This is a genomic window from Alicyclobacillus acidoterrestris (assembly GCF_022674245.1).
GTDB classification, from domain to species: domain Bacteria; phylum Bacillota; class Bacilli; order Alicyclobacillales; family Alicyclobacillaceae; genus Alicyclobacillus; species Alicyclobacillus acidoterrestris.
On record NZ_CP080467.1, the window covers coordinates 140,691 to 164,386 of the forward strand.

Here is a 23,696-nt window from a genome sequence, read left to right on the forward strand (position 1 = left end):
TCCCCGTATGGCTAAGATGAGTTTGTCGAGAACCACATCTTCGCTAGGAAGGAGCACCTTTTGGGTGAAACAATATAATCATACACGAAGTCAGTTTGCTCGTAAAAGCTCTACAATTCATACTCGCTACGATTTGAATGCCGCCACCTCCTTTGGCGGTGCAAGTGGTCTCATAGATTTCGTTTTGGGAACGGGTATTGACAGGGAGTTTTGGGTACATGGATTACGCAAGGGCAGAAACACCCAGTTCCACATGGACGATATTGCTCTGACCGTCATTTTCGGTTCCTTGCTGGGTCAGGAACGGATTTTCCACTTTGAGGACATCGAACAAGATCCCCTGTTGAAGCTGAAGTTGGACGTGCCGAAACTGCCTGATACGACTCTGTTGTATAAGGATCTGAAGCGGCTCGGTTCCGACGCTGGCATCAAAGCGATACGTTCGGCGCATAGACAAATCCTAAGGTCACTTCTCCCCAAAGGACAAGGCATCGTGGTCGATATCGACTCCTCTGTAGAGACTGTTTATGGCGCGCAGCAACAGTCCGCTGTTGGATATAATCCACACCATCACGGACGAGCGAGTTTCCATCCCTTGCTGGCGTTTGATTCACTCACTGGTTGTTGTCTCTATGATGAGTTGCGCTCTGGTGACGCCCATACATCAGATGGATTTGCGGATTTCTACAAGGCGATGAAAGACCAGTTGCCGGATGGCGTCAACATTCGTGCCGTCCGCATGGATAAAGGGTTTACCGGAGAAAAAGTGTTTCAGATATTGGAGCAAGATCAGCGGGATTACGTCATCAAACTGAAGTGGACCAAGCGACTCGCACAGTTGGCGCAAGCGCCAAATCTCCTCTGGCACTGCATCACAGAGAGTGACCGGGAACATTGTGACGTTACTTCCATCATGTATCAGGCAACATCCTGGGACAGGCCTCGGCGGGTCGTGATTGTGCGTCGCTTAGACATTGACCCCCAGGAGTGCCTGTGTGCGGATTGGCTCTGGGAATACGAGGCGATTGCCACAACGTTTGACTGGAGCGGCGAGGATGTATGGCACTTCTATAACTTTCGTGGTAACGCTGAGAATCACATCAAGGAAGCCAAATATGGATTTGCCATTGACCGATTCTCCAGCCAGAATTTCGATGCCAACAAAGCGCTGCAAGGTCTAAAGCTACTTGCGTATAATCTACTCCTGCTGTACAAGCACGTCGCGCTTCAACCAGGGGTGCGACAGTGGACCGCCGGACGGCTCAGACGAAGACTATTCCATCTACCTGGGATTCTAGTGCGTCATGCACGCCAGTGGAGCATTCGTCTTCCCGTGTATGCAAAGCATCGGTCGTTGATCATGCTTCATGCCGCCACGTAGATTTTTCTTCCAATTGAAAAAGTGGAGTTCATAGCCTGGCTTGGGGAGGGGGGAATTGTGTCCATTGCTCTAGTTCCGTACCATGATTTCGCCGTGTTCGCTAACAAATCCACCAAATACTTGAAAACATGCCCCGGTCAATGACCTCAATCACCTAATCGTCGAAATCCGGGATAAAAATTATTAAAAACCTAACATGAATATATGTAGTTTGTTGACTGCGTATGACCGTGTCTATATATTGTGCCTTAGTCAATGGATGGGGGGTACGTTATCGCGCGGTTCACCATGATGATGAAGGAAACGGATGGCAAATTCATGTAGGGAGAGTGTCTGTCATGGGGCAACCTCACGATGAATCGGCGGACCTCGAGTTTACCGATTTTATTGAAAAACTAGCTTTTTTGATTGATCACAGTGCAAACGATGCTGAGCGCGTAATGGGTGCGGAAGATTTGGTGAAAGAGTTGATTCGTGGAGCGTGTTCATGGCTGACGCCAGATAAACGACAGCCAAGTGATGAACATTACGCTCGGCATAGTTTATATCGTGATCCACAAGATCGGTTTGAGTTACTCGCACTCGTCTGGAAGCCTGGACAATGTACTTCGCTGCACGATCACGACGGTACGTGGGGCGTCGAGGCTGTTCTGGAAGGGCAGATAGAAGTTACGAACTATTTCATCGTGGAAGAGCATGCCGATCAAACTGTGAGACTGGCTCATACTGGAGCATTTACGATTGGTAGATTGAGCACCGGTAGAATCTTGCCGCCTGCTGACTGTCACATTCTCAAAGCACATGGGGACGAAACGGCCATTACGCTTCATGTGTACGGGAAACAACTCCGTAAATTTAAGGTGTTTGAACAATCGGAAGATAGCGATTTATACGTGGTGCGCGATTACTACGTGGACTATGTATCGCCACAGTAACAATTGATTTTGCGTGGCAGTTACCTTTCCGCGTGGGACGTGATGGTTGTTTTGATGGCAAGATGATTCAAACAGGGCGGAGGTATGGATAATGAATTCGGTATGGCTGGCGGATCACACCTGGCAGGAAGTTGAGGAATATATCACCAGTAAACATTCAATTATTGTACCGGTAGGTGCAACGGAGCAACATGGCCCTGCCGGACCGCTCGGGGTAGACACATATGTGGCAATGGGATTGGCCGAGGATGCCGCACGGGCTACGGGCCTTTTGGTGGCACCGCCAGTTTGGTTAGGTGATTCATTTCATCACAGCGCATTCCCAGGAACGATTTGGTTGAAGAGTTCTACCATGATTGCGGTGATTACGGATATTGCACATAGTTTGGCAGAGGCCGGTTTTACTAGACAGATTTATGTGAATGGTCACAAAGGTAGCAATTTACCCTCGTTGACTTTGGCGCTGCGTGAGGTGCATGAATATCAGCATCCTGAGGCGCTGTTTGCCATTGCGGATCCGCTTCATCTCGGCAGGGCGGTGGCCGGCGAAATAAAGCAGGCGGCCGAGCATCATGGAGGCGCTTTGGAACTATCACAGGTGATGTATCGCTATCCCAATAAGGTGCGGGAAGATAAACTGACGGATGCGTCTGTAGACCTAGAGGCCATTGGCGGTGGATATATTGCCTCAGATTTGTTTGGTCAAGGCTCAATCGTCGAGATCAGTTGGAACAGTAGAGAGGAACGCGCCTTTTCACCGTCTGGTTCGATTAGCTCGTCACACACCGCTTCCGTTGATTTGGGAAAGAGATTTCATGAAGCGATGGTCGGGGAACTTTGTAAGTTTATTCAATGGTTTGAATCTTACACGGGTCCGCTTGGTGTCGTCAGTGAAGACGAAATTTAAGGACTTGGTAGATACACTACTAGTCACACTACTGTGGGGATGGAAGGTGAAGTAGATGGGGAGCAGCGAAATGAGTCCTGTTTCAAACACCAGCGCGTGGACTGCGCATGTACAGCGAAAGGATTGGGCTGTTCTTGCAATCACGATGCTCTTCTGGCTCTTTGATGGCTACGAAACATATACACTCTTGGTCACTGTGAGTCCTGCGCTGAACCAGCTGTTGCCTGCTTCACATCTACCGAATCTATCGCATTATTCGGCGTATCTGATATCCATCACCCTGTTTGGTTGGGCCACTGGTGGTATTCTTGGAGGCCTGCTTGGCGATAGACTTGGACGTCGCAAAACCATGATTATCGCCATTTTACTGTATGGCGTTTTCACAGGCTCCAGTGCCCTGGCACACAGTTGGGGGTTCTTGGCGATTACTCGTTTGCTGACGGGAATTGGCATTGGCGCAGAGTGGGGCGTGGGCACGTCTTTACTTCAAGAGGCTTGGCCAGCGCAGGCCCGGACGAAAGGTGCCGGATTACTTCAAGCTGGATTTTCCTTAGGCTCTCTCTTGGCTTCCGGGTTATGGATTCTCTTAGGTGGGCACTTAGGCGTATCCTGGCGAATGATGTACGTCATTGGCATTGTTCCGGCCATTCTGATTGCTGTACTTGCTCGGCGAATTCCCGAGTCAACACGATGGGTCCGGGTGAAGACAGCGGCGGATGCGGGTATTCGTTCTATCAATATGAAGTATCTATTTTGCGCGATAGGTGTATCCATCTCCATTACGTTGGGATGGTGGGCAATTTCCTCCTGGGTTCCAAGTTACGCTGCGTCGCTTGTGACAGGGACGAAACTACAGGCTTACTACTCGGGGATGGCTGGGGTTCTGTATAATGTCGGGGAAATTTTCGGATGTATTCTCTTTGGGTTCTTCGCAGATTCCATGGGTCGGCGATGGACAGGCGCTCTGTATTTGCTGGGATCGCTAATTATCACGCCCATTGTCTTTCTGGTGTTGCACAATGCTGTAGCGGTAGTGGTGTTACAGTTGGCGAATGGATATTTAACAGGCGGGCTCTACAGCTGGTACACGATTCACCCACCGGAACTATTCCCGACACGCGTCAGGGCATCGGCGATTAGCACTATCTTTAATATCACTCGATACTTAGCAATGCTTGGCCCCATTTTGGCTGCATATCTACTACAGGCGTTGGGCGGATTTGGACCGGCCGCATCTACATTTGGTCTGATCTATGTGTTGGGCATCATCCTCATGTTTTTCTTGCCCGAGACCAAAGGATTACAGTTGCCGGACTGAATTTTTCGTTTGTTCGTCGCTGAGAAAGGAGGGGTAGTGCATGCCGTGGTATCAACCGCAAGAATTGACTGAGGCTTTGGATATGATGGCAACGCGCGAACCCGTGGTTGTTTGTGGCGGCACGGATGTATTTGTGAATTGGTTGCGGCGCAAGCAGCAGTTCAAGGGGCGGGACTGGCTCGATATTCATCGTATTGAATCTGTCCGCGAAATCCGGCGGGTTGAGGATGGATTGTTGATTGGAGCGGCGGTCACCGCAGCGGAAATTTGGCAGAGTCCCATCTGTAATGCCATCCCAAGTCTGCAGGAAGCCGCGCGCGTGGTTGGGGGATGGCAAATTCAAAATCGCGCGTCGATTGCCGGAAATGTGGCCAACGCATCGCCGGCTGCAGATATGATGGTGCCCCTGTTCGCTCTCGGCGCTAGTGTAATTCTACAGTCCGTACAGGGTGAGCGAAGGATTCGGATTGACGATTTTGTGCTGGGACCTAAACAAACGTCCATCAAAAAGCACGAACTCATTACACATATCCATATTCCGGAGGCTGGTCTATTTGCTCCTCAGACATTTTTGCGCCTAGATCAGCGAGGGGGCACAGACATCTCACTTGTATCGGTGGCGGTAGTCGCGGAGGTAGATACACCGGCCCCACACGTCAATATTGTGGTGGGCGCTGCCAGTCCGAAGCCATTCTCGGTATCTATGGCTGAAGAAATGGTACACAAGGATGCACCATCTGATGTGATGAAACGCGTTGCCGCATTGTACGCAGCGCATGCGACACCTATCACGGACGTTCGCGCGAGTGCTGACTACCGCAGGGCGATGGTTGGGGTGTTGGTTGAGCGGGCGCTTGGTAAAGTCTTGCTGGCGGCTCCGTCGACACAGGTTTGAACAGAGTCTTTCGAAAAATCGTGCATATCAAGGAGAGATTACACTATGAGAACACCTATCAGCGTCGCGATGTCCATCAGTGACAGGACGCTCCCCTTGCTCACGAATCAGGTGGAATTGAACGACGTGCAACTTTCCTTGCAAAGCACCATGGTGGAGGAGATCTTTGAGCGCCAACTCAACGATGCACCATATGGAATAGCCGAGCTATCTTTGGCCTCGTATTTGATTGCCTTGGCAAAAGGCGAGCATCGCCTGACCGCAATTCCCGCTTTTTTATCCCGCTCTTTTCGTCATAGTTCCATCTATGTCCGATCCGACAGCCCCTATGTCCACCCCAGCGAATTGAAGGGCAAGCGGTTTGGTTTCCCGGAATACCAGATGACAGCTGCCGTGTGGGTGCGAGGGTTCTTTCGCCACGAGTGGGGCATAGGTGCACAGGATTTGGAATGGGTCACCTATCGGCCCGAGCGGATTGCCGTGGATACACCCGCGACAAGGGGGAAGGCCACGAATCTATTCGAAGGTCTCGTCACAGGAGAAATCGATGCCATGATGTCGGCGCGCCGGCCGCCGGAGGCGTACTTTCCAAAAACGGGGGAACCGGGACTTATCCGCCGAATTTTTGTAGATGCTTGGGCAGAGGAGCGGCGTTACTACGCGCGAACAGGCATCTTTCCAATTATGCACCTCACCTCAATTCGCAAGGACGTGCTCGCGCAGGCACCGACGCTCCCCCGTGATCTCTATGATGTGCTGTGTCAATTGAAAGATGATGCGTTGAACAATTTAGCCGAGACGGTCAAACTGGGGGCCGCTTTGCCATGGATTGTGGAATCGTTTGAGCAGGCGTACACACAACTGCACCAAGATCCGTGGTCTTATGGCGTAACACGCAATTGGCCGATGATTGAAACGTTCATGCAGTATCTAATGGAAGATGGATTGCTCGACCGCATGCTCACCCGCGAAGAAGTATTTCATCCATCTGTCTTGGATACATGATGCTGGCTGATGAGGAGGGCTGCAGTCATGCAGGAACAGCGCATAATCCTCAACATTAACGGTGAGGAAAAGACGTGGATGGGCGACCCGACGACACCCTTGGCAGACGTGATTCGCGAGCACTTCCAACTGACTGTAACCAAGGTTGGGTGTCGTACTGGTGAGTGTGGCGCTTGTACCATTATTCTGGATGGCGCACCCATGAACTCGTGTATCCTGCCGGTCGCGATGGCTGAGAATTCGGTGATTCAAACCATCGAGGGGCTCGCCGACGACAGAAGGTTTCAATTGCTGGTCACCGCGATGGCCGAAGAAGGAGGCGCCCAGTGCGGGTTTTGTACACCCGGCATCATGATGACATTATGGGCGTCGTCACAAGCGTCGCATGTGGGACAACACCCGGATTATCATGCGATTTTGAAAAACAATCTGTGCCGTTGCACCGGTTATCAGAGCATTTTGGCCGCAGCCAAACGCGTGTTGGGTCCGGAGGTGAATGTGGTTGAGCAGTGAAGTGACGATTGCCTCGGATTTCCCAGCAAAAATCGGCGGTAGAACCAAATACGTCGACGATTTGCACTTACCTGGTGAACTATACGGCGGTATTGTCAGAAGTCCGCATCCCTATGCCAAGATCACGCGCGTTGATATTCGCGAAGCGCAGCAGGTGGCGGGGGTCAAGGCGGTTATCACAGGCGATGATGTCCCGCATCATGCTTATGGTCCGACAGTTCACAAGGATTGGAATATATTAGCTTGTGACAAAGTCCTATTTGTCGGTGACGAAGTGGTTGCCATTGCGGCGGATTCTCCCGATGCACTGCGTCAGGCACTCGACAAGGTCGTGGTGGAATATGAGGAGCTCGAACCGATTCTGAACCCACATGCTGCTTTGCAACCTGGGGCAGCGGTCTTGCATGAGGCTGCACCCGATAATCGGCCCGTCAAAATCGAATTTGAACGAGGTGACGTGGATAAGGCGTTTGCACAAGCGCACATCGTCCGCTCAGGCAGGTACACGACCAACCGCATCTACCATGGGCATCTTGAACCCATCGCGGTGATTGCCAATTGGGATGAGCAGGACGGGCTGACGCTCTGGGCAGGTTCCCATATCCCCTATCGCGCTCGGGAGACATACGCGGCTGCCTTTGGTCTGCCAGAGGAAAAAGTTCGGATCAACGTCCCGCCTATTGGCGGTTCATTTGGTGCGAAATATGTGTTAAAGGTGCACGTCATTGCTGCTGCGCTCTCGATGCGAGCAGGTGCGCCAGTGCGCATCGTCTTAGATCGCTATGAAGATATGCTGACCGCGCATCCACGCGTACCGCTGGAGATTGATATCCGCATTGCTGCGGATAAGGACGGGTATTTTTTGGGCAAAGACGTCGTTGTATATGGCGACGCAGGGGCCAGGATTTATTGGAGTCCAAACGTGTTGGCGTCTGCTTGTACGCGGGCCGATTCTCTGTATCGTTTTCACAATGTTCGAGCAAAAGGGAATTTGTGTTATACCAACAATAGTCCCACCACATGCATGCGCGGATTTGGCAACGCCGAGATGCTGTTTGCGGTGGAAAATGTCATTGACGAACTCGCGGAAGGGTTGGGTATGGATCCCGCGCAGTTGCGCCTGCAAAACATCGTGCACAGAGGTGATACGACGATTGGCGGCTACCATCTGGATAGTTGCGAGTTAGAGGCGTGTATTCGGCAAGTGATCACCTTATCTGGTTGGGAGCGGCGGCGCGACTTTAAGAAGTATCACGGCCTTGGAATGGCGATTGGCAATCACGTGTCTGGTTATCGCGGCATTGATCCACGCTTTGATGGCTCGACTGCTGTTGCACGACTATTGGCTTCTGGTCGCGTGGAGATTGAAACAGGTGAGATCGATTTAGGCCAGGGTATGTCTAGTACGTATGCGCATATTGCAGCCCGCGTACTAGGTATTGACCCGAGTCTCGTCACGGTTCAGTCGGGGGATACCGGACGTTACCCGTTTGGTATTGGCACACTGGCTTCACGCAGCACCGTAATGGGCGGGAATGCCGTGAAGCAAGCTTGCGAGCGATTGCGGAACGAACTGGCGGATTGGGTGAAACAACATTATGGTCCAACCGCAGTACTCACAGGTGGTGGTGTGGAGGTTGGGCAGGAACAGCACTCACTGGCCGATGTCGCGCGCGATTTTACTTCCTGTCACGGCGGTGATGCGTTTTCGGTCAAGGAGACCTACACCCCGGCGACCGAATTGCCAGATAAAACATTGTACGGCAATCCGTCGCCATCCTATCCATTTGCCGCACATGTCGCGGAAGTCGAGGTCGATCCCGACACTGGCCGGGTAAAGGTGATTGGCTATTGGGCCGTGCACGACGCGGGGACGGTGTTGAATCGACCGGCGGCCACAGGGCAAGTGGTAGGCGGAGTGGCTCAGGGAATTGGCTGGGTGACGATGGAGGATTTCAAAGTCAGTCAGGGGCAGGTACAAAATCGGTCCTTGCTCGATTATCGGATGCCTGGAAGCAGCGACGTGCCTCCGGTCACGGTGGAATTTTTGGAGACGGAAGATCCCAACGGCCCTTTTGGCGCAAAGTCGGTGGGTGAGATGGCAATTGACCCGGTACCAGGGGCGGTTTCAAATGCGATTGCGCACGCGTTAGGGGTGCGGGGGCACGATTTGCCGCTTGCGCCTGAACGATTGTGGCGAATCATGCAAGAACAATCGCAGGTCTGATAAAGGAGTGGATGGCATGCAGGAATTCAGTGCAGATGTGGTTGTCGTGGGTGCAGGTGCAGCCGGGTTGATGGCGGCTCGTGCCGCAAGTGATGCGGGTGCGTCGGTTATCTTGGTGGACAAAAGCATTGTCGGACGGGGTGGTGCAACCATTCTGGCCCAGATGACAGTCGCCGTGGCACTTGGGGACGCGGAGGAAGATAGCCCGGAGATTCATGCCAAAGATACGATTGAGGGCGGTCGCGGACTCTGCGCACCGGAGATTGTCGAGGCGATTGTCGAACGAGGGCCGGAAGTCATTTTAGAAGTGGAGAAATACGGTGTGCATTGGGCGAAAACCAAGGATGGGAAACATTCGCAAGTCATGGCACCTGGACATTCGCGCAAGCGGTGTGTGTACGTCGATGTACTCAATACAGGTGGTGCCACATCTGCGGGGTTACGTCGTGCGACCTTTCGGGATTCGAACATTCGTAGGCTAAAAAATGTAATGATTACTCGATTGGTCAAACAGGATGAGGAAATTATTGGCGCTGTGGGGTTCTCCATTGAGTCTCTCGAACCTGTCGCTTTGACTGCCTCGCAAGTGATTGTAGCAACGGGCGGGCTCACGGAAGTCTATGAGCGCAACAGCGCGACCGCGAACATGACGGGCGACGGGTTTGTGCTGGCTGCTGAAGCTGGCGCTGAATTGCGCGACATGGAAATGGTGCAATTCTTCCCGATTGCGCACCTCTACCCGCCTCTCGTGGGCTTAGACCCGATTATGTGGGATCCGTTCCGGTACAAATTGGGCGGCCGATTGCTCAACGGAGAAAATGAGGAATTTATGCACCGGTATCACGGCGAGGTCGCCGGGAAGTACACGGCGGCCAGAGATCAAACGACTTTGGCAATTTTTGAAGAAGTGAAGGCTGGGCGCGGATCTAAGCACGGCGGCGCCTATCTCGACTTTCGAATGGTGCCGGAGGAAGCCCTTTACGAAGCATTTGGCCCCGTCATCGGGATTTTGAATGACAACGGGATCGATTTGCGCAAGGACATGGTAGAAGTGGCACCGATGGCACACTTCATGATAGGTGGAATTCTCGTCGATAGGACGATGCAAACTTCTGTGCCAGGCCTTTTGGCATGCGGAGAAGCGATTCGCGGTATGCATGGCGCGAACCGCTTATCTGGCAATGCTATCACGGAAGCGTTGGTGACTGGACGTATTGCGGGCGAAACGGCTGCCAAACACCGGCATGCGCGGGCACAGGCGGGCGCCAAGATGGTTCATCGCGCGGCGGTGGATGAATGGAAGCGTCTCGACGCTTTCTGGTCGCCATCGACCGTTGCAACACAGGGGATGACTGTATTGTCGTTAAGGCGGGATTTACAGCGCGTGATGTGGGAATATGTGGGCCCCTTGCGCACGGGTGAGCAGTTGCGCAAAGGGTTGGATGAGATTCGCCGGATTCAGTCTCTGTGCGGGGGTTTATCCTTGCAGAAGGAAGAACGGTTTTCTCTGCAACGGGCGGAAAAGGTGGAGTTGTGGAACATGCTACAAGTCAGCGAGCTCATCGTTCGGGGCGCGGAACTACGTCAGGAGACCAGGGGATGCCATGTTCGCTTGGACTACAACGCCACATTGGACGAAGCGAAGAGCACTCAATTTACGTTCGATGACGCAGCAAATTACACGGTGCAATGGAGTGCGCAGGAGGGGGTCAGTAACCATGCCTGAGATCACGATGTATATTGTTCAGGGATCACCCGATAGTGGTCAGGTGGAGCGGGAATATCAGGTTCCTTATCGGGACGGAATGAGCTTGTTGGACGCTTTGCTGTGGATTCGAGAAAATCGTGATCCGACATTATCCGTCCGGTACTCGTGTCGAAGTGCGAATGCATGCAAGGAATGTTCCGCTAGCATCGACGGTAAAGTGGGTTATCTTTGCAATACGAAGGCACACGAAGGCGCTGAAGTGCACGTTCGGCCGATTCCTGGACGGCAATGGATTAAGGACCTCGTGACCGAGTTGGACTAATCGCGCGACGAACATGCGCCTTTCATCAACGGCATGGTGGCCAGAAGGGGGATGGAGCGATGCGTGAGATACTTGAATGCTTGCTGGAAGCGCGGGATCTGGGTGAATCGGTTGTGATTGCAACCATTGTCAACGTAGAGGGCTCCGCCTACCGGCGCGAAGGCACGAAAATGGTCTTTCGCTCTTCTGGGCTGACGAGTGGCACGCTCAGCGCGGGGTGCTTGGAGGAAGACCTAATGTGTCGCGCAGCCGAACTTCTGCAAGCGAATCGCGCGGCTATTCTCACTTATGATTTGTCTGTTGAGGATGATCTTTCTTGGGGCCGGGGGCCGGGATGCAATGGCGTCTTGACGGTTTTAGTCGAACCGGTACATTGGTTTGACAAAGGTTGTTCGGGTAGCTATTGGCGCACTGTGCTCGATGAGATGAACGCCGGTACGCCCATATCGACTATCCGCAAAATCGACATGTCATCCAATCGCATCTTAGATCACGCGATTTTCGGACAAAATCATTTCGCCGTTCGCTCGTTTCAACAATCCGAGCCCTTTGCAAAGACAAAGCTGCAGTTGTTTTCAGATGTTTGGCGGAGCGCGTCGGTCCAAGTCGGATCACAGCTTTATTTTCTTGATTATCTTGAACCGAAGGAACAAGTGACGATCTTTGGCGCGGGGCCTGATGTCGAACCGGTTGTCGCACTTTTGACGAAAGTGCATTTTGACGTGACGGTGGTCGATCACCGACCGGCCAGACTCTCACCAGCGCGGTTTCCAGATGCGAAACGACGAATCTGCGCACGGCCAGAGAACGCAAATTCTATTTCTCTTCCAGACGCCAGCTATGCACTGATTATGACACACAGCTTTCAGGATGATGTTTTATGGTTAGGGCATCTGCTTCGGTTTGATTTAAGGTATCTCGGTGTTTTAGGGCCACAGAGACGGACGCAGAAGTTGTTTGACAGGTTGGGGATAGATAACGCGGCGCAACGTGCCCGTGTTCATTCGCCGATGGGTGTGGGCATTGGCGCGGAGGGACCTGAGGAGATTGCGGTCAGCGTAGTCGCACAACTGATTGCACAACGCCACGCAAACGACCGGCAACGGTTGATGTACACTGCCTGCTCATCAACGGTCCTTTGAACGGAGACGACAGCGATGTCCAGATTTGCGAATGGCCTCAATATCTGTGTGGTTGTGCTGGCCGCAGGGCTGTCCAGGCGAATGGGGTATCCTAAACAGTTGCTTTTGTCATCTAATGGGATGCCCTTGGTTCGCTGTGTTGCGGAAACGGCGCTGGCGAGTGTTGCCGATACTGTGTTTGTCGTTGTTCCACCGAAAGGCAGCGGTGTAGAGGCCGCCTTGGAAGGGTTGCCCGTACGCACGTTGGAGAACCCGCTAGCTCATGAGGGCTTGAGTACATCTTTGCACGTTGCCGTGCGGGAGATGGTGAGGGTGAACGCAGATGCAATCGTCATTCTCTTGGGGGATCAACCTGGGATAAGTCTGGATTCCATTGACGGGGTGATTGATGCATTCGTCCGTCATGGCAAACGGTTCGTACAGGTGAAATACCGCGATGGTTATGGCCATCCCGTGCTGTTTTCGCGTGCGCTGTTTCCTGAGTTGATGAATTGCAAAGGCGACGAAGGTGGGCGACAGGTGGTTGCGCGTCATCGTGAGGAGCGATTTGCAGTTCCAATGGAGACGGTGTCACCCCCAGATATTGATACACCAGAGGATTATCAGAGGTTTTTGAACGCATGTTCGCGTGCGTAACAGGACTTCTGTACGTACAGACATAAACAGGGTGGCATCCATCGTGTGGACGCCACCCTGTTTGACATGGAGAACAGGTGTCGTGCGTTTCATGTGAGTTGCCGTAGCGCGGATAGACGCGTTCCTACGTGTTTACGTATGGGTTTATCCGTAATAAACGGCACAGGTTTTCAATTGGCTGTAGAAGTCTAATGCAGCCTGTCCTTGTTCACGACTATGCGAACTCGAGCGTTTCATGCCGCCGAATGGCGCCTGGTATTCGACACCGGCAGATTCGAGGTTAATCCGAACCATGCCTGCCTCGGCTTCGTCGAGGAAGCGGAATCCCTTTTGGATGTCATTGGTAAAGACAGATGCGCTCAAGCCATAGACTGTCTGGTTGCAGAGGGATACGGCTTCCTCGAAATCAGTTGCTTTCAATAGTGTGATGAGCGGGCCGAAGATTTCTTCTTGGACGAGTGCGTGACTGGTCGGAACGCCTTCGACAATGGATGGTGCCACATAATAGCCACTGCTCGGGTCAAGCTGGAGAGCACCTTCCGCGACGATTTGTGCCTCCGTGTGGGCTAGGTTGATGAACGATTGGACTTTCTCGTACTGCGCTTTGGAGGCGACAGGCCCAAGGTAGGATTTCGGATCTAACGCAGAACCCGTATAGACGTCGGCGAGTTGGCGGCGCAGTTCGTCAATCAACGGGTTGTAGATGGACTCCTCCACGATGACACGGCTGGTGGCAGTGCATTTTTGTCCGGCGGATCGGAAAGCGCCACTCAAAATAGCAGACGTGGCCAGTTTCAAGTCTGCATCGGCAAGGACGACCGCAGCGTTTTTGCCACCCATTTCGGTCTGATACTTGATATTTCGCTGTGCGGCGATGGATGCTACGTGCATTCCGGTTTTTGTCGATCCGGTGAAGCTAATCACATCGACGTCCACCTGTTCAACAAGCGTATTGCCCACCGTATGGCCTTCACCGATGACCAGATTTAACACACCGTCCGGTAAACCGGCTTGTGCAAAGATTTTAGCGACGTAGGTTGCGGATAGAGAAGCGATTTCTGCAGGCTTCCAGATGATGGTGTTTCCACAGATTAACGCCGGCGCGATTTTCCAGATGGGAATGGCGACAGGGAAGTTCCAAGGGGTAATCAAGCCTGCGACGCCGAGCGGCACGCGTTTTGTATATTGAAGGACGCTCGACTGGCTGGCTGGAATGACACTGCCGTGTGCTCGAACGCCTTCCGCGGCGTAGTACTTGAGGAGATTGACGCCGCGCATGACTTCCCCTTTCATTTCTGAGATGGGCTTGCCCATTTCACTGCTGGCCACGTGGGCAATCTCTTCTAAGTTTTGTTCTAACAGACTTGCAGCCTTATCAAGAAACGCCGCTCGTTCACCCGGTGTGCGTGTCGCCCATTGCTGCAATGCAGCTTTTGCCGCGACGCCAGCCTCCATCATGTCTTCGTTTGACGACAGATGGACAGTACCTACAATTTCACTCGTTTCTGAGGGGTTGTAGACGGTCATTTCCCCGGCGCTTGGCGTATACCAGTTACCACCAATCCAATTTTGCGATTCCATATGTGTATCCTCCTCGATGCTGTTCTTATGTGAACCCTTTCAAGTCCCCGATGGAGCAGGAGTCCTCATCTTTGTCCTACGTCGCATCGTTATATCTATGTGAAGATTCATGGTGTTTTTACTTGTTCCTGCGACTTGCGCCATTGTTGATATTCAATGAGTGTGGACTCATCTGGTGGATACGTCCCACGAATGCTGGCCCCCTGGGCTACCTTGTGCTGCAGCCAGGTCTCCAGCGCATCTCGCTCATACGTCTTGTGGGCGACTTCTTCTGCGACATGAATCGGAATCACGACGATACCTTCCGAATCGCCAACGATGACATCGCCTGGCTGTACCATGACGCCGCCACATCCTATCGGGACCTGGAAGTCGACGGGATGGTGCACCACTGAACTGGTGGTTGCATGTGCGCCCCGAGCATAGGTGGGGAAATCCAACTCGCGAATCGATGGCGTGTCGCGGAGTGCCCCATCTGTGACCAAGCCCGCCACGCCTTTGTACTGCAGTCTGGTGCAGAGAATATGGCCAAATGACGCTGCACTGACATCGCCCCTTGCATCGATGACGAGGACTTCGTCTGGACCAATGGTTTCGACTGCAACGCGCTGTGGGTTCTTCCAATTGTCATACTCTACTTCCAGGTCTAAGTCGTCTCGGGCTGGGATATATCGAAGTGTGAAGGCGTACCCAACGAGACGAGATGCCGAACGGACTGGATGGACACCTCGCATGAACGTGTTTCGAAACCCCAACTTTAGTAACTCTGAGGTTAAGCTCGCTGTCGATACTTTTTGCAGCTTGTCAAATGCCTCTGCTGATAATTTCATATGGTAAACCTCCTTATGGTTGAAAAGTATGGTTGAAGGGTGTCCGGGGATAACTTTGTTCCGGCATTCAGTTGTTCGTTGCTATCCCCGGTCACTCACCGATGATGATTTGCGTTCAGGTTTTTGAGTACTTTGCCGGTAGTTCTAAAGATGTGCTCTCGCATACGCAGTTCGGCGAGTTCCCCATTTCGGCTACAAATCGCTTCACAAATGCCGCGATGTTCATAAAAGCCAAGTTCTACTTCTCCCTCGTATTGCAGCGCTCGTCTACGAAAAGACCTGTCAACCGAGGTGATATTCCCTAAAATCTGAGTGAGCATTGGGTTTTCGGAAAACTGATGAATGGTTCCATGAAAACGGGTGTTCAGGGGTTCCAGTTGCTCGGTGTCACCGCTATCTACTAAGGTCTTCATGCGATTGATAATTCCACGCAGTGTCTCAATTTGCAGGTCTGACACCTTTTCTGCTGCAAAGCGAGCTGCAAGGCCCTCAAGGTTGGCGCGTATCATGAAAAATTCCGATAATGTATTGACGATGTCCGACACAAATGTCCCTTTTCGCGGAATCGTGGTGACAAATCCGATTTGCTCGAGAACCCGAAGCGCCTCTTTGATGGGTGTTGTGCTGATGCCCATGATGGCGGACAGCTCACGCTCCTTCAAATGTACTCCGGGGGCTAGTTCGCCACTGATGATAGCCTCTCGAATTGTATCTACTGCAGTATCGCGAAGGGATTTCACTTTCTTCGTCGTCAACCCTTTTAATCCAATGTTGACGGAGGCTGCGGTTTCGGCCTGACGACCGTCCATCGGCTTCTCCTCCCATCCAGAGTGATGTAAAAGATGCTGTAGGACGTCTTTTATATCACAGCATTTGAATGTTTCATGCCCATCCATTTGGTGGGGCATTTGTCTGACAGTTTGTATTCGCCCGTTACGCGCTAGCGTGTGATAGTTGTCCTTATATAGATTGTAACTGCTTTCATTCTCGATGATGGTGGGTCTCTGTCAGTTCTTAAAAGGAATTATACATGAAACCCTCGTGTTCCTAAGTCATTCAAACTATCCAGCACGACTATTGTGGCGGGCGTCAACATCGTCGCTTGTTGATATCTGATATATCACATCTTAGGGGATGATCTCAGAGAAGGCAATACTTAATTTTCCTGGTGACGTCCATGAGACAGGAGGTTTTTAGAGTTAAACTGGACTTTTGCGTGATATTTCGGGAATTTTTTGCGGATGGGATTTATAGGCAGAAAAATTAGAATTGACAATATATTTCGTAGAGCACCATAATGTGATATATCATATTTCAAAAATCTGTTTCCGCTACGTGAAAGCGTATTCCTTTCATGTGTTGGAGAGATTGCGACGAGCGGTGAGACGGTAGTCGAAAGTGAGGGGTGTGCAGAAGGACGGGAGTTTACAAGTTGGTAGGAAGTGTATGAAAGTGCATTCTGTCGTTGGGTGACGTTACTCCGCTTGCTCAAGCCAGCAAGTCAGCAATATCCAGGGTAACGACTCGCTTTGGCAGTACGTTTTCACGCTCACTTCCTTATCGGATGAGTGCAAAGGAGGAGTACTGTGAATAATCAAGCGATAACAACCAAGAAGAACAGGTTGGCTCTCTATATTGGTCTAGGCGGCGGTGTCGCCCTGGAATGGTACGACTGGAGTATTTACGGTCTAATGGCTACGTTTTTCGGAGCGCACTTCTTTCCTTCTAACAACAATGTCACTTCGACGCTGGACGCATTGGCGGTGTTTGCACTTGGTTTCGTGGTGAGGCCCATTTCGGGGGCGATTTTTGGTCCTGTTGCCGATAGGATTGGGCATAAGAAGGTTCTTTTGTGGTCCATTGGCGCGATGGCGTTGAGTTCGTTGGCGATGGGGATTATGCCTTCGTATAGTGAAATCGGCACATCTGCAGCCATTTTGCTGACTCTGGCACGATTGGTTCAGGGCGTCTCAACGGGCATCGAAAACCCTGCGGCCAGTGCTGCGCAGTTGGAGATGGGGCGCCCGGGGCGCAGAGGGTTCTTTGCGGGTATCATCACTGGATCGTTCAATCAAATTGGCACGTTGTTGGCAGCAGTCGTCGCTTTTCTAGCGAGTATGGTATTTGGGAAGACGATTATGGCAGATTGGGGTTGGCGCGTACCCTTTATTATTGGTGGCGTAAGCGCAATCATCGTGCTGCTTGCGAGGTTGTCTCTGCCGGAGACCGGAGCAAGTGTGTCTTCCAATAAAAAGTTGGAGTCCACAGCGAAGGTGTGGAGCAAAATTTGGGATCACCGACTCGGCGTACTTGCCATCATATTCGTAACCGGTGGCACGATGATTGCGAACTACCTATTTCTCACGGGATTACCTAATCTTGCGAACACGGTTTTTAAAGAGAATTCGACAAGCGTGTTCGGTCTGACCTCGGCGTTTTACGTCATTATGGTGGTGGCGGGGCCGATTGCTGGGTATTGGGCCGACAGGTTTGGAACTTCCAAAGTCTATCTGATTCTTCGCATCCTACTCGTGCCCGCGTATTTCGTCGTTCTCCTCTATTCACAGCCAGGCCTTGGCAGGCTTGCTGTCGTCATGCTCGGTGGAGGGTTAGTTGTAGCCTTTAATCAGACGTTGTTCCTCTATATCAATGCGACACTGATGCCGCAGGAAATTCGTACAACAGGCATTGCGATTGGGTATGGTATCGCGACAGCCGTTTTCGGCGGGACTGCTTCGTACCTGTTCATTGATGCGCAACAAGTCGGCAAGATGTGGCTGTTCCTGACCTATAGTGCAGTGGTTTGTGCCCTGAGTGTGGTGATTTACGTATGGGCTCGTCATCGCGGGGCTGTTTCAGAGGAGGAGCACGTCGTGCAACCGCTGGAGCAGGGGGCTACGATTTAATTCTTCTTCGTCGGACAGTGCATGCGTTGCAGAATGAATCATCGCGCCAATTTTCACTACGCAAGGGAGATGCAGTTGATGAAATATACACAACTCGGCAACACTGGAGTGGATATTTCTGTTTTGGGTTTGGGTGGTCATGAGTATCTTCCCGATGGGAGATCTCGAGGTTTTAACGAGGATTTACGATTGGCGACGACGCCTGGGTATATTTTTGAAGGGTTTGGTGGAGAAAAGCGCCTTCAGGTGTTACAAGCGGCGTACGACCTTGGCATTAACTTCTTTGATGTAACCATGGATTCTGAGAAAGAGGCTTTAGGAAGGAATCTAAAGCAACTTCCGCCCCCGTATGAGATTTTTGTTCAAACGCGGCCTGAGGGGATGGTTTACACTTATGACGAAAACAACGTCAAGATGGCACAGCTTGAGACGTTGCGCGATGAAGCAGCCCGGATTTTGAAACTACTGAAACGAGATGCAATCGACTTTTTCAATATCGCGCCGATGAAGAGCGCCTTTGATAACGATCCGGAATATCTCGATAAGATTGGTTACAACCTGAGTGTATTGAAACGCGAAGGGTACATTCGTTTTGCCTGCGCGGATACGTTTTCTGGGGAAGACACGTATGTCAAGATGATTGAATCAGGTCATTTTGACGTGGTGTATATCAATTTTAACTTCGGTGACGATAAGGCGTTGCACAAGGTTCTTCCGCTTGTGAAGGAAAAACGCTTAGGCGTGATTGTGAGAGAGGCCTACATGAAGGGCGAATTATTTCAAATGACGCAAGAAGCTGGGATTCAAGATACGTCTCTTGTGGCAGATGCCGCACTGAAATGGTGTTTATCCCATGACGTCGTCAACACCGTCATGTATGGGACGGAATCTGTTGATTATCTGCAAAATGCTGCGCGTGTGCTGAGTCAAGGTACGTTGACGGACGCAGATAGGGATATTCTCAATAAAATCAGGGGGACGGAGCGGTTTAAACAGTTTGAATCCAAGAAAACAGCTGAATTTCTTGGCGATTAGGCGATGTATGTATAGCGGCGTTTCTGATTCGCTCCCTCTGTCCACCGCACTTGTTTCGGAGGCTTGCTTGGCGACACGCCAGGCGATGGCCTTTTGATTGACAGGTTACTTGGGCAGAGGGTTTTATCTTGTCATCATCGATCACGTCAAATTATCTATGCGCCCGCGCTGCCATTGATGATGAAATCTAAAAAGAGTCTGGTTGCTAAAGGGATACTTTTCACACGTGGGACCGCAAGTCCGTTTTGACGTTTGATATTTTGCTTCAGATGAACGATAGATGTGAGTGGACTGGAGATGCTTTGCGCAATACGCAGGCCCATGAGCGCTACGCCCATTTGCTCCTCCACAAATCCACGAAGGATTTCCACATGGCTGCTTTCAAGGATGATGTCGGGTTGGAATCCAGCATCGTTGCATGCCTCAATTAACCTTGACCTAAATCCTGAACTCGACTTTATCATCAGGAATTTTTCCCGATAGAGATCATGAATATCAATCGCCCGGTCGCTGTTTGCAAGTCGATGGGAAGCCGGGACGAGCGCTACGACGGTGTCTTCAACCAGTGGGTGAAATGTAACGCCGTATTGGTCGACAAACGGGGAAGTGATAAACGACACATTTACTCTTTTTTCGTACATCCATTGAAGTAAGTCATCTGTGTTTGCCTCGTGAATTTCCACGGATATGCCTGGGTACGACTGGATGAATTTTGTAATAATTCTGTTAAATCCCAGATAAGCAATTGTGGGGATGGCACCGATTGATAAATGTCCCTTGATGTAATTGGTATATTGCTGCATGGCTTCTTGCGATGTCTTGATTGCGGCGAGGATTTTTCGGGTATGCTCCAGGAATTCCTCACCTGCGGGGCTCAATCTGACAGATCTCGGCTCTCGGATAAATAGTTTTACCCCGAGCTCATCCTCCAGTTTTCGAATCTGGTGCGATAGTGTTGATTGAGAAACGTTTATCTCCATAGACGCGGTTGAAAAACTCATACAGGTACTGACTGCTAGAAAGTATTCTAATTGATGTATCTCCACATGATTCCCCTCTTAGGTACGGTTTCTAGCGTGTCAAACTGACTGCAAAGCGAATACGTGCAATCCGCGTAATGATGCCTTTCTTCGAGTATACAGGTACTAGATTACAATGCACAGATATTCCGACGTCACCGATTGTGGTTCTTTCGCTGATAGCTTCGGATACATCGATTTTATCGATATATGGTATGGCTAATTTGGATTGCAAATAACAAGGCGATTTCATACCGTTAGTTCAAGAAGACAGCACATGAGCATTGGACAACACGATTTGTGAAGGGATGTTTTCATGGGAGGACAACAGCACTTAGACAAACAACAAAGTTCCACGCGCGTCGTGACCAGAGAGACGTCCACTAGACAGGATGTCCGTGCTGACATTTGCATTGTGGGATCCGGCATTTCGGGTGTATCCGCAGCGGTGGAGGCAGCCCGGTTGGGGCTTCGTGTGGTGTTAGTTGATGGATTTCCCGCACTAGGTGGGCAGGCAGTTCATTCTATCATTGGGACTTTTTGTGGACTCTTTCATCATGGCGAACATCGTTATCAGTTTACACACGGCATCGCCGACGATATTTTGAATGACCTTGGAAAGGCTGGCGCTTTACATTACCGACACGGGCCTTCCTACACGACCGTGATGTACGACGAGATCGCACTGTCCCGATGGATAGAACGAACGGTTTATGAAAACGGAATCAAACCGATTGTTGGGGCAATTCTTTTGGACGTCAAAGTAACCGAGAGACGCGTGCGTTCTATTGATCTCGCCACACGTTATGGCCCGGTTCGGGTCACCGCGAATGCCTTTGTAGATGCGACTGGTGATGCGGCTTTGGTATGGCTCGCTGGATTACCTTGTCGGGAGCCCGCGAACGGTCGGATATACGGTAGTCAGATGCTTGTTGTCGAGCGGATAAATCAGGCGAGTGTGCCGGACAGGGATGAGATTGCACAGCGGGTTCGAGAGAGAGGTGCAGCGTACGGCCTAGTACGAAAAGAGGGATTTGCGTTCGTGTTCCCAGAACGCGGCGTGGCGTTAGTCAACTTAACTCATGTGGAGACACCGCTAGATGCGATTGACGCGACACAGCGTGGTCTCGAGGGCAAAAACCAAGCGGATGTGGCGTTTGACTTTTTAAAGAATGAATTTTCGGATGCCTTTGGGCAGGCTCGAATTCGTTCATACGGCTTTCCGGGTATTCGGCAGACACGGTGGATTGTCGGTACGCATCATCTCACTGTGGATGAGGTGCGCTCTGGAACGCGGTTTGCCGATGCAGTTGCCCGTACGGCTTGGCCTATCGAACTTCATAATCACGTGGAAGGACACATTTGGGAGACGTTCGACGATGACCATGTACACTACGTACCGTTTCGAAGTATGTTACCGCCGGATACAGACAACTTGTTGGCGGTGGGGCGCTGTATTGATGGAGATGCTGCAGCATTGTCGAGTGTGAGGGTCATGGGGCCGTGTATCGCGATGGGGGCGGCAGCGGCACATGCCATCGAGCTAGTGGGTACCGGGAGCCTTCATGATATGGATCATGAAGCCCTTCAGCGCCGATTGTACGACAACGTGTCCCGTGTGGATTAGAGGGAGGAAGAGTTCGATGTCTAGACAATTACGCAGCAACTTTGAACGTGGAAGTTCGCCGTGGACCATGCGGCGTACACAGTGGCGGGCCATGGGCATTTCCGAGGAAGATATGGAGAAACCCAAAATTGCTATCGTGAATTCATCTTCTGACTTAGCTATCTGTTTTCATCACCTGGATGGCATTGTAAGCAAGATGAAAGATGCGATTCGTGCCGCGGGGGGATTGCCGTTCGAAATTCGCACGGCGGCACCCAGTGATTTCATCACCAGCGCTGGGCACAAAGGGGGGTATATTCTCGCTGCCCGAGACTTAATCGTCAATGATATTGAGGTGGCCGTTGAAGGAGCATTACTGGACGGAATGGTTTGTTTGGCTTCATGTGATAAAACCGCGCCCGCTCACCTAATGGCTGCGGGTAGGTTAAATATTCCGACACTCATCGTCGCTTGTGGATATCAGCCGAGTGGCCAATACTGCGGACACCACTGTGATATCGAGGATGTTTTCCTAAAAGCGGGGCACTATCGAGCGGGGAATCTTACACTATCGGAACTGCGGGAGATGAGTGATACCGCAGTGCGTGGTCCTGGGGTATGCCCAGGCATGGGAACTGCGAACTCGATGCACATGGTCTGCGAAGCGCTTGGCATGGCCCTACCTGGTAGTACCCCGGTATTGGCGAATAGCGACAAAATGTGGGGTGTTGTGGAAGAGGCCGGACAGCGAATTGTCGAAATGGTGTGGGAAAATATTTTGCCGCGTGACATTCTAACCCGTGACGCTTTTGAAAACGCTATCAAAATGGTTCTGAGCGTCAGCGGATCGATCAACACCATCAAGCACCTGCAAGCTGTCGCAGAAGAAGCAGCGTGTGACGTGGATGTTTATGGCATGTTTCAAGAATTCGCTGGAAGGGTGCCGCTGCTAGCGGCCGTGCGACCGAATGGCGATAGAACCATTGAAGAACTGGAGCAGGCCGGGGGAACGCGAGCGGTGATGAAACAGTTGCAACAATTTATGCATCCTGACGCGAAGACCATTACCGGGCAGACAGTGGGCGAAGTGTTAAGAGATATACAAGTGGAAGACGAAGAGGTGATTCGACCTGTCGGGCGCGCGTTTGGCTGGCGGCCTACCATCGTGTTAATCAAGGGGTCATTAGCCCCATCATACGGAATCGTGAAGCTGGCTGTGGAGGATGATAGGGTCACGCAGTTTACGGGGCCAGCTGTGGTCTATGAAAGCCGTGAGGAAGCGATTGCTGGTGTTGACAAAGGTGAAATAAAGCCTGGTATGGTCGTTGTTCTCAGAGGGCTTGGGCCGAAAGGAACTCCAGGTATGGGAACCGCATCTGCACTGATATTTGCCCTAGATGGCGCTGGCTTGGGGGACAAGGTGGCCGTCGTCACAGATGGGCAATTATCCGGACTGGTCAATCGAGGCTTGGTTGTGGGGGAAATTTCTCCCGAAGCCGCTGAAGGTGGCCCGCTGGCATTCGTGCGAAATGGTGATGTGATTTCAATTGATGTTGAAAGCCGCGAAGTGAATCTCCAGGTCTCTGAAGCTGAACTTTCGGAACGAAAGGCACATATGGCAGTGGAAACTGGGGTGCGGGGAGAACGCGGTTGGTTGGCAATCTATCGAAATCTCGTCAGTCCCTTGCCGGAAGGGGCGACATTAAAACGGTGACCCCTTGCTCGAATAC

At 51.5% G+C, this 23,696-nt stretch carries 20 protein-coding genes; 16 read left to right on the top strand and 4 right to left on the bottom strand.

Features of this window, described 5'->3' with window-relative positions; genetic code table 11:
* Positions 1 to 64: 64 nt before the first annotated feature.
* The 12 genes from K1I37_RS00630 (at position 65) to K1I37_RS00685 (ending at position 12,989) form a co-directional block, all read left to right on the top strand.
* Positions 65 to 1,381 carry an IS1380 family transposase gene (locus K1I37_RS00630; protein ID WP_242215904.1) on the top strand — a complete coding sequence of 439 codons (1,317 nt, stop codon included), beginning with the start codon at positions 65 to 67 and terminating at the stop codon, positions 1,379 to 1,381.
* 338 nt (positions 1,382 to 1,719) lie between these two features.
* Complete coding sequence (locus tag K1I37_RS00635) at positions 1,720 to 2,316, top strand: cysteine dioxygenase family protein (RefSeq protein WP_021294906.1); 597 nt, start codon at positions 1,720 to 1,722, stop codon at positions 2,314 to 2,316.
* Positions 2,317 to 2,407: 91 nt separating this feature from the next.
* Positions 2,408 to 3,223: a creatininase family protein gene (locus K1I37_RS00640; protein ID WP_021294907.1), complete on the top strand. Its 816-nt coding sequence runs from the start codon at positions 2,408 to 2,410 to the stop codon at positions 3,221 to 3,223.
* Between the two features lie 55 nt (positions 3,224 to 3,278).
* On the top strand, positions 3,279 to 4,541 hold the full coding sequence (locus K1I37_RS00645; protein WP_021294908.1) for an MFS transporter: 1,263 nt from the start codon (positions 3,279 to 3,281) through the stop codon (positions 4,539 to 4,541).
* 40 nt (positions 4,542 to 4,581) lie between these two features.
* On the top strand, positions 4,582 to 5,436 hold the full coding sequence (locus K1I37_RS00650; protein WP_021294909.1) for an FAD binding domain-containing protein: 855 nt from the start codon (positions 4,582 to 4,584) through the stop codon (positions 5,434 to 5,436).
* Between the two features lie 45 nt (positions 5,437 to 5,481).
* Complete coding sequence (locus tag K1I37_RS00655) at positions 5,482 to 6,441, top strand: substrate-binding domain-containing protein (RefSeq protein WP_021294910.1); 960 nt, start codon at positions 5,482 to 5,484, stop codon at positions 6,439 to 6,441.
* Between the two features lie 27 nt (positions 6,442 to 6,468).
* On the top strand, positions 6,469 to 6,954 hold the full coding sequence (locus K1I37_RS00660) for a (2Fe-2S)-binding protein (RefSeq protein ID WP_021294911.1): 486 nt from the start codon (positions 6,469 to 6,471) through the stop codon (positions 6,952 to 6,954).
* Positions 6,944 to 9,181, top strand: a complete 2,238-nt coding sequence (locus tag K1I37_RS00665; RefSeq protein WP_021294912.1) for a xanthine dehydrogenase family protein molybdopterin-binding subunit — start codon at positions 6,944 to 6,946, stop codon at positions 9,179 to 9,181. Before K1I37_RS00660 ends, K1I37_RS00665 begins: the two co-directional genes overlap by 11 nt.
* Positions 9,182 to 9,197: 16 nt before the next feature.
* Positions 9,198 to 10,907: an FAD-binding protein gene (locus K1I37_RS00670; protein ID WP_021294913.1), complete on the top strand. Its 1,710-nt coding sequence runs from the start codon at positions 9,198 to 9,200 to the stop codon at positions 10,905 to 10,907.
* On the top strand, positions 10,900 to 11,211 hold the full coding sequence (locus K1I37_RS00675; protein ID WP_021294914.1) for a 2Fe-2S iron-sulfur cluster-binding protein: 312 nt from the start codon (positions 10,900 to 10,902) through the stop codon (positions 11,209 to 11,211). Before K1I37_RS00670 ends, K1I37_RS00675 begins: the two co-directional genes overlap by 8 nt.
* A 59-nt stretch (positions 11,212 to 11,270) precedes the next feature.
* On the top strand, positions 11,271 to 12,353 hold the full coding sequence (locus K1I37_RS00680) for an XdhC family protein (protein WP_021294915.1): 1,083 nt from the start codon (positions 11,271 to 11,273) through the stop codon (positions 12,351 to 12,353).
* A 15-nt stretch (positions 12,354 to 12,368) separates the two neighbouring features.
* Positions 12,369 to 12,989 carry a nucleotidyltransferase family protein gene (locus K1I37_RS00685; RefSeq protein WP_021294916.1) on the top strand — a complete coding sequence of 207 codons (621 nt, stop codon included), beginning with the start codon at positions 12,369 to 12,371 and terminating at the stop codon, positions 12,987 to 12,989.
* A 144-nt stretch (positions 12,990 to 13,133) separates the two neighbouring features.
* Here K1I37_RS00685 and K1I37_RS00690 read toward each other — a convergent pair whose 3' ends face one another.
* From K1I37_RS00690 to K1I37_RS00700, 3 genes are all read right to left on the bottom strand, one after another.
* Positions 13,134 to 14,570, bottom strand: coding sequence for an aldehyde dehydrogenase family protein (locus tag K1I37_RS00690; protein WP_021294917.1), 1,437 nt, complete (start codon positions 14,568 to 14,570; stop codon positions 13,134 to 13,136).
* 107 nt (positions 14,571 to 14,677) lie between these two features.
* Entirely contained in the window at positions 14,678 to 15,400 is a 723-nt protein-coding gene (locus K1I37_RS00695; RefSeq protein ID WP_021294918.1) for a ribonuclease activity regulator RraA, read from the bottom strand.
* Positions 15,401 to 15,495: 95 nt separating this feature from the next.
* Entirely contained in the window at positions 15,496 to 16,209 is a 714-nt protein-coding gene (locus K1I37_RS00700; RefSeq protein ID WP_021294919.1) for a GntR family transcriptional regulator, read from the bottom strand.
* A gap of 777 nt (positions 16,210 to 16,986) precedes the next feature.
* On the opposite strand from K1I37_RS00700, the gene K1I37_RS00705 reads away from it, so the two are divergent.
* Complete coding sequence (locus K1I37_RS00705) at positions 16,987 to 18,306, top strand: MFS transporter (protein WP_021294920.1); 1,320 nt, start codon at positions 16,987 to 16,989, stop codon at positions 18,304 to 18,306.
* Positions 18,307 to 18,384: 78 nt separating this feature from the next.
* On the top strand, positions 18,385 to 19,341 hold the full coding sequence (locus K1I37_RS00710) for an aldo/keto reductase (protein WP_021294921.1): 957 nt from the start codon (positions 18,385 to 18,387) through the stop codon (positions 19,339 to 19,341).
* Between the two features lie 155 nt (positions 19,342 to 19,496).
* Here the strand turns inward: K1I37_RS00710 and K1I37_RS00715 are convergent, their stop codons facing one another.
* Positions 19,497 to 20,387, bottom strand: coding sequence for a LysR family transcriptional regulator (locus tag K1I37_RS00715; protein WP_021294922.1), 891 nt, complete (start codon positions 20,385 to 20,387; stop codon positions 19,497 to 19,499).
* Positions 20,388 to 20,676: 289 nt separating this feature from the next.
* Here K1I37_RS00715 and K1I37_RS00720 point away from each other — a divergent pair, with 289 nt between their 5' ends.
* Positions 20,677 to 21,987 (top strand): FAD-dependent oxidoreductase, encoded by a 1,311-nt coding sequence (locus K1I37_RS00720; protein WP_021294923.1) that lies wholly within the window; start codon positions 20,677 to 20,679, stop codon positions 21,985 to 21,987.
* Positions 21,988 to 22,003: 16 nt separating this feature from the next.
* Positions 22,004 to 23,680 (top strand): dihydroxy-acid dehydratase, encoded by a 1,677-nt coding sequence (gene ilvD / locus K1I37_RS00725; RefSeq protein ID WP_021294924.1) that lies wholly within the window; start codon positions 22,004 to 22,006, stop codon positions 23,678 to 23,680.
* The last annotated feature ends 16 nt before the right edge of the window (positions 23,681 to 23,696 follow it).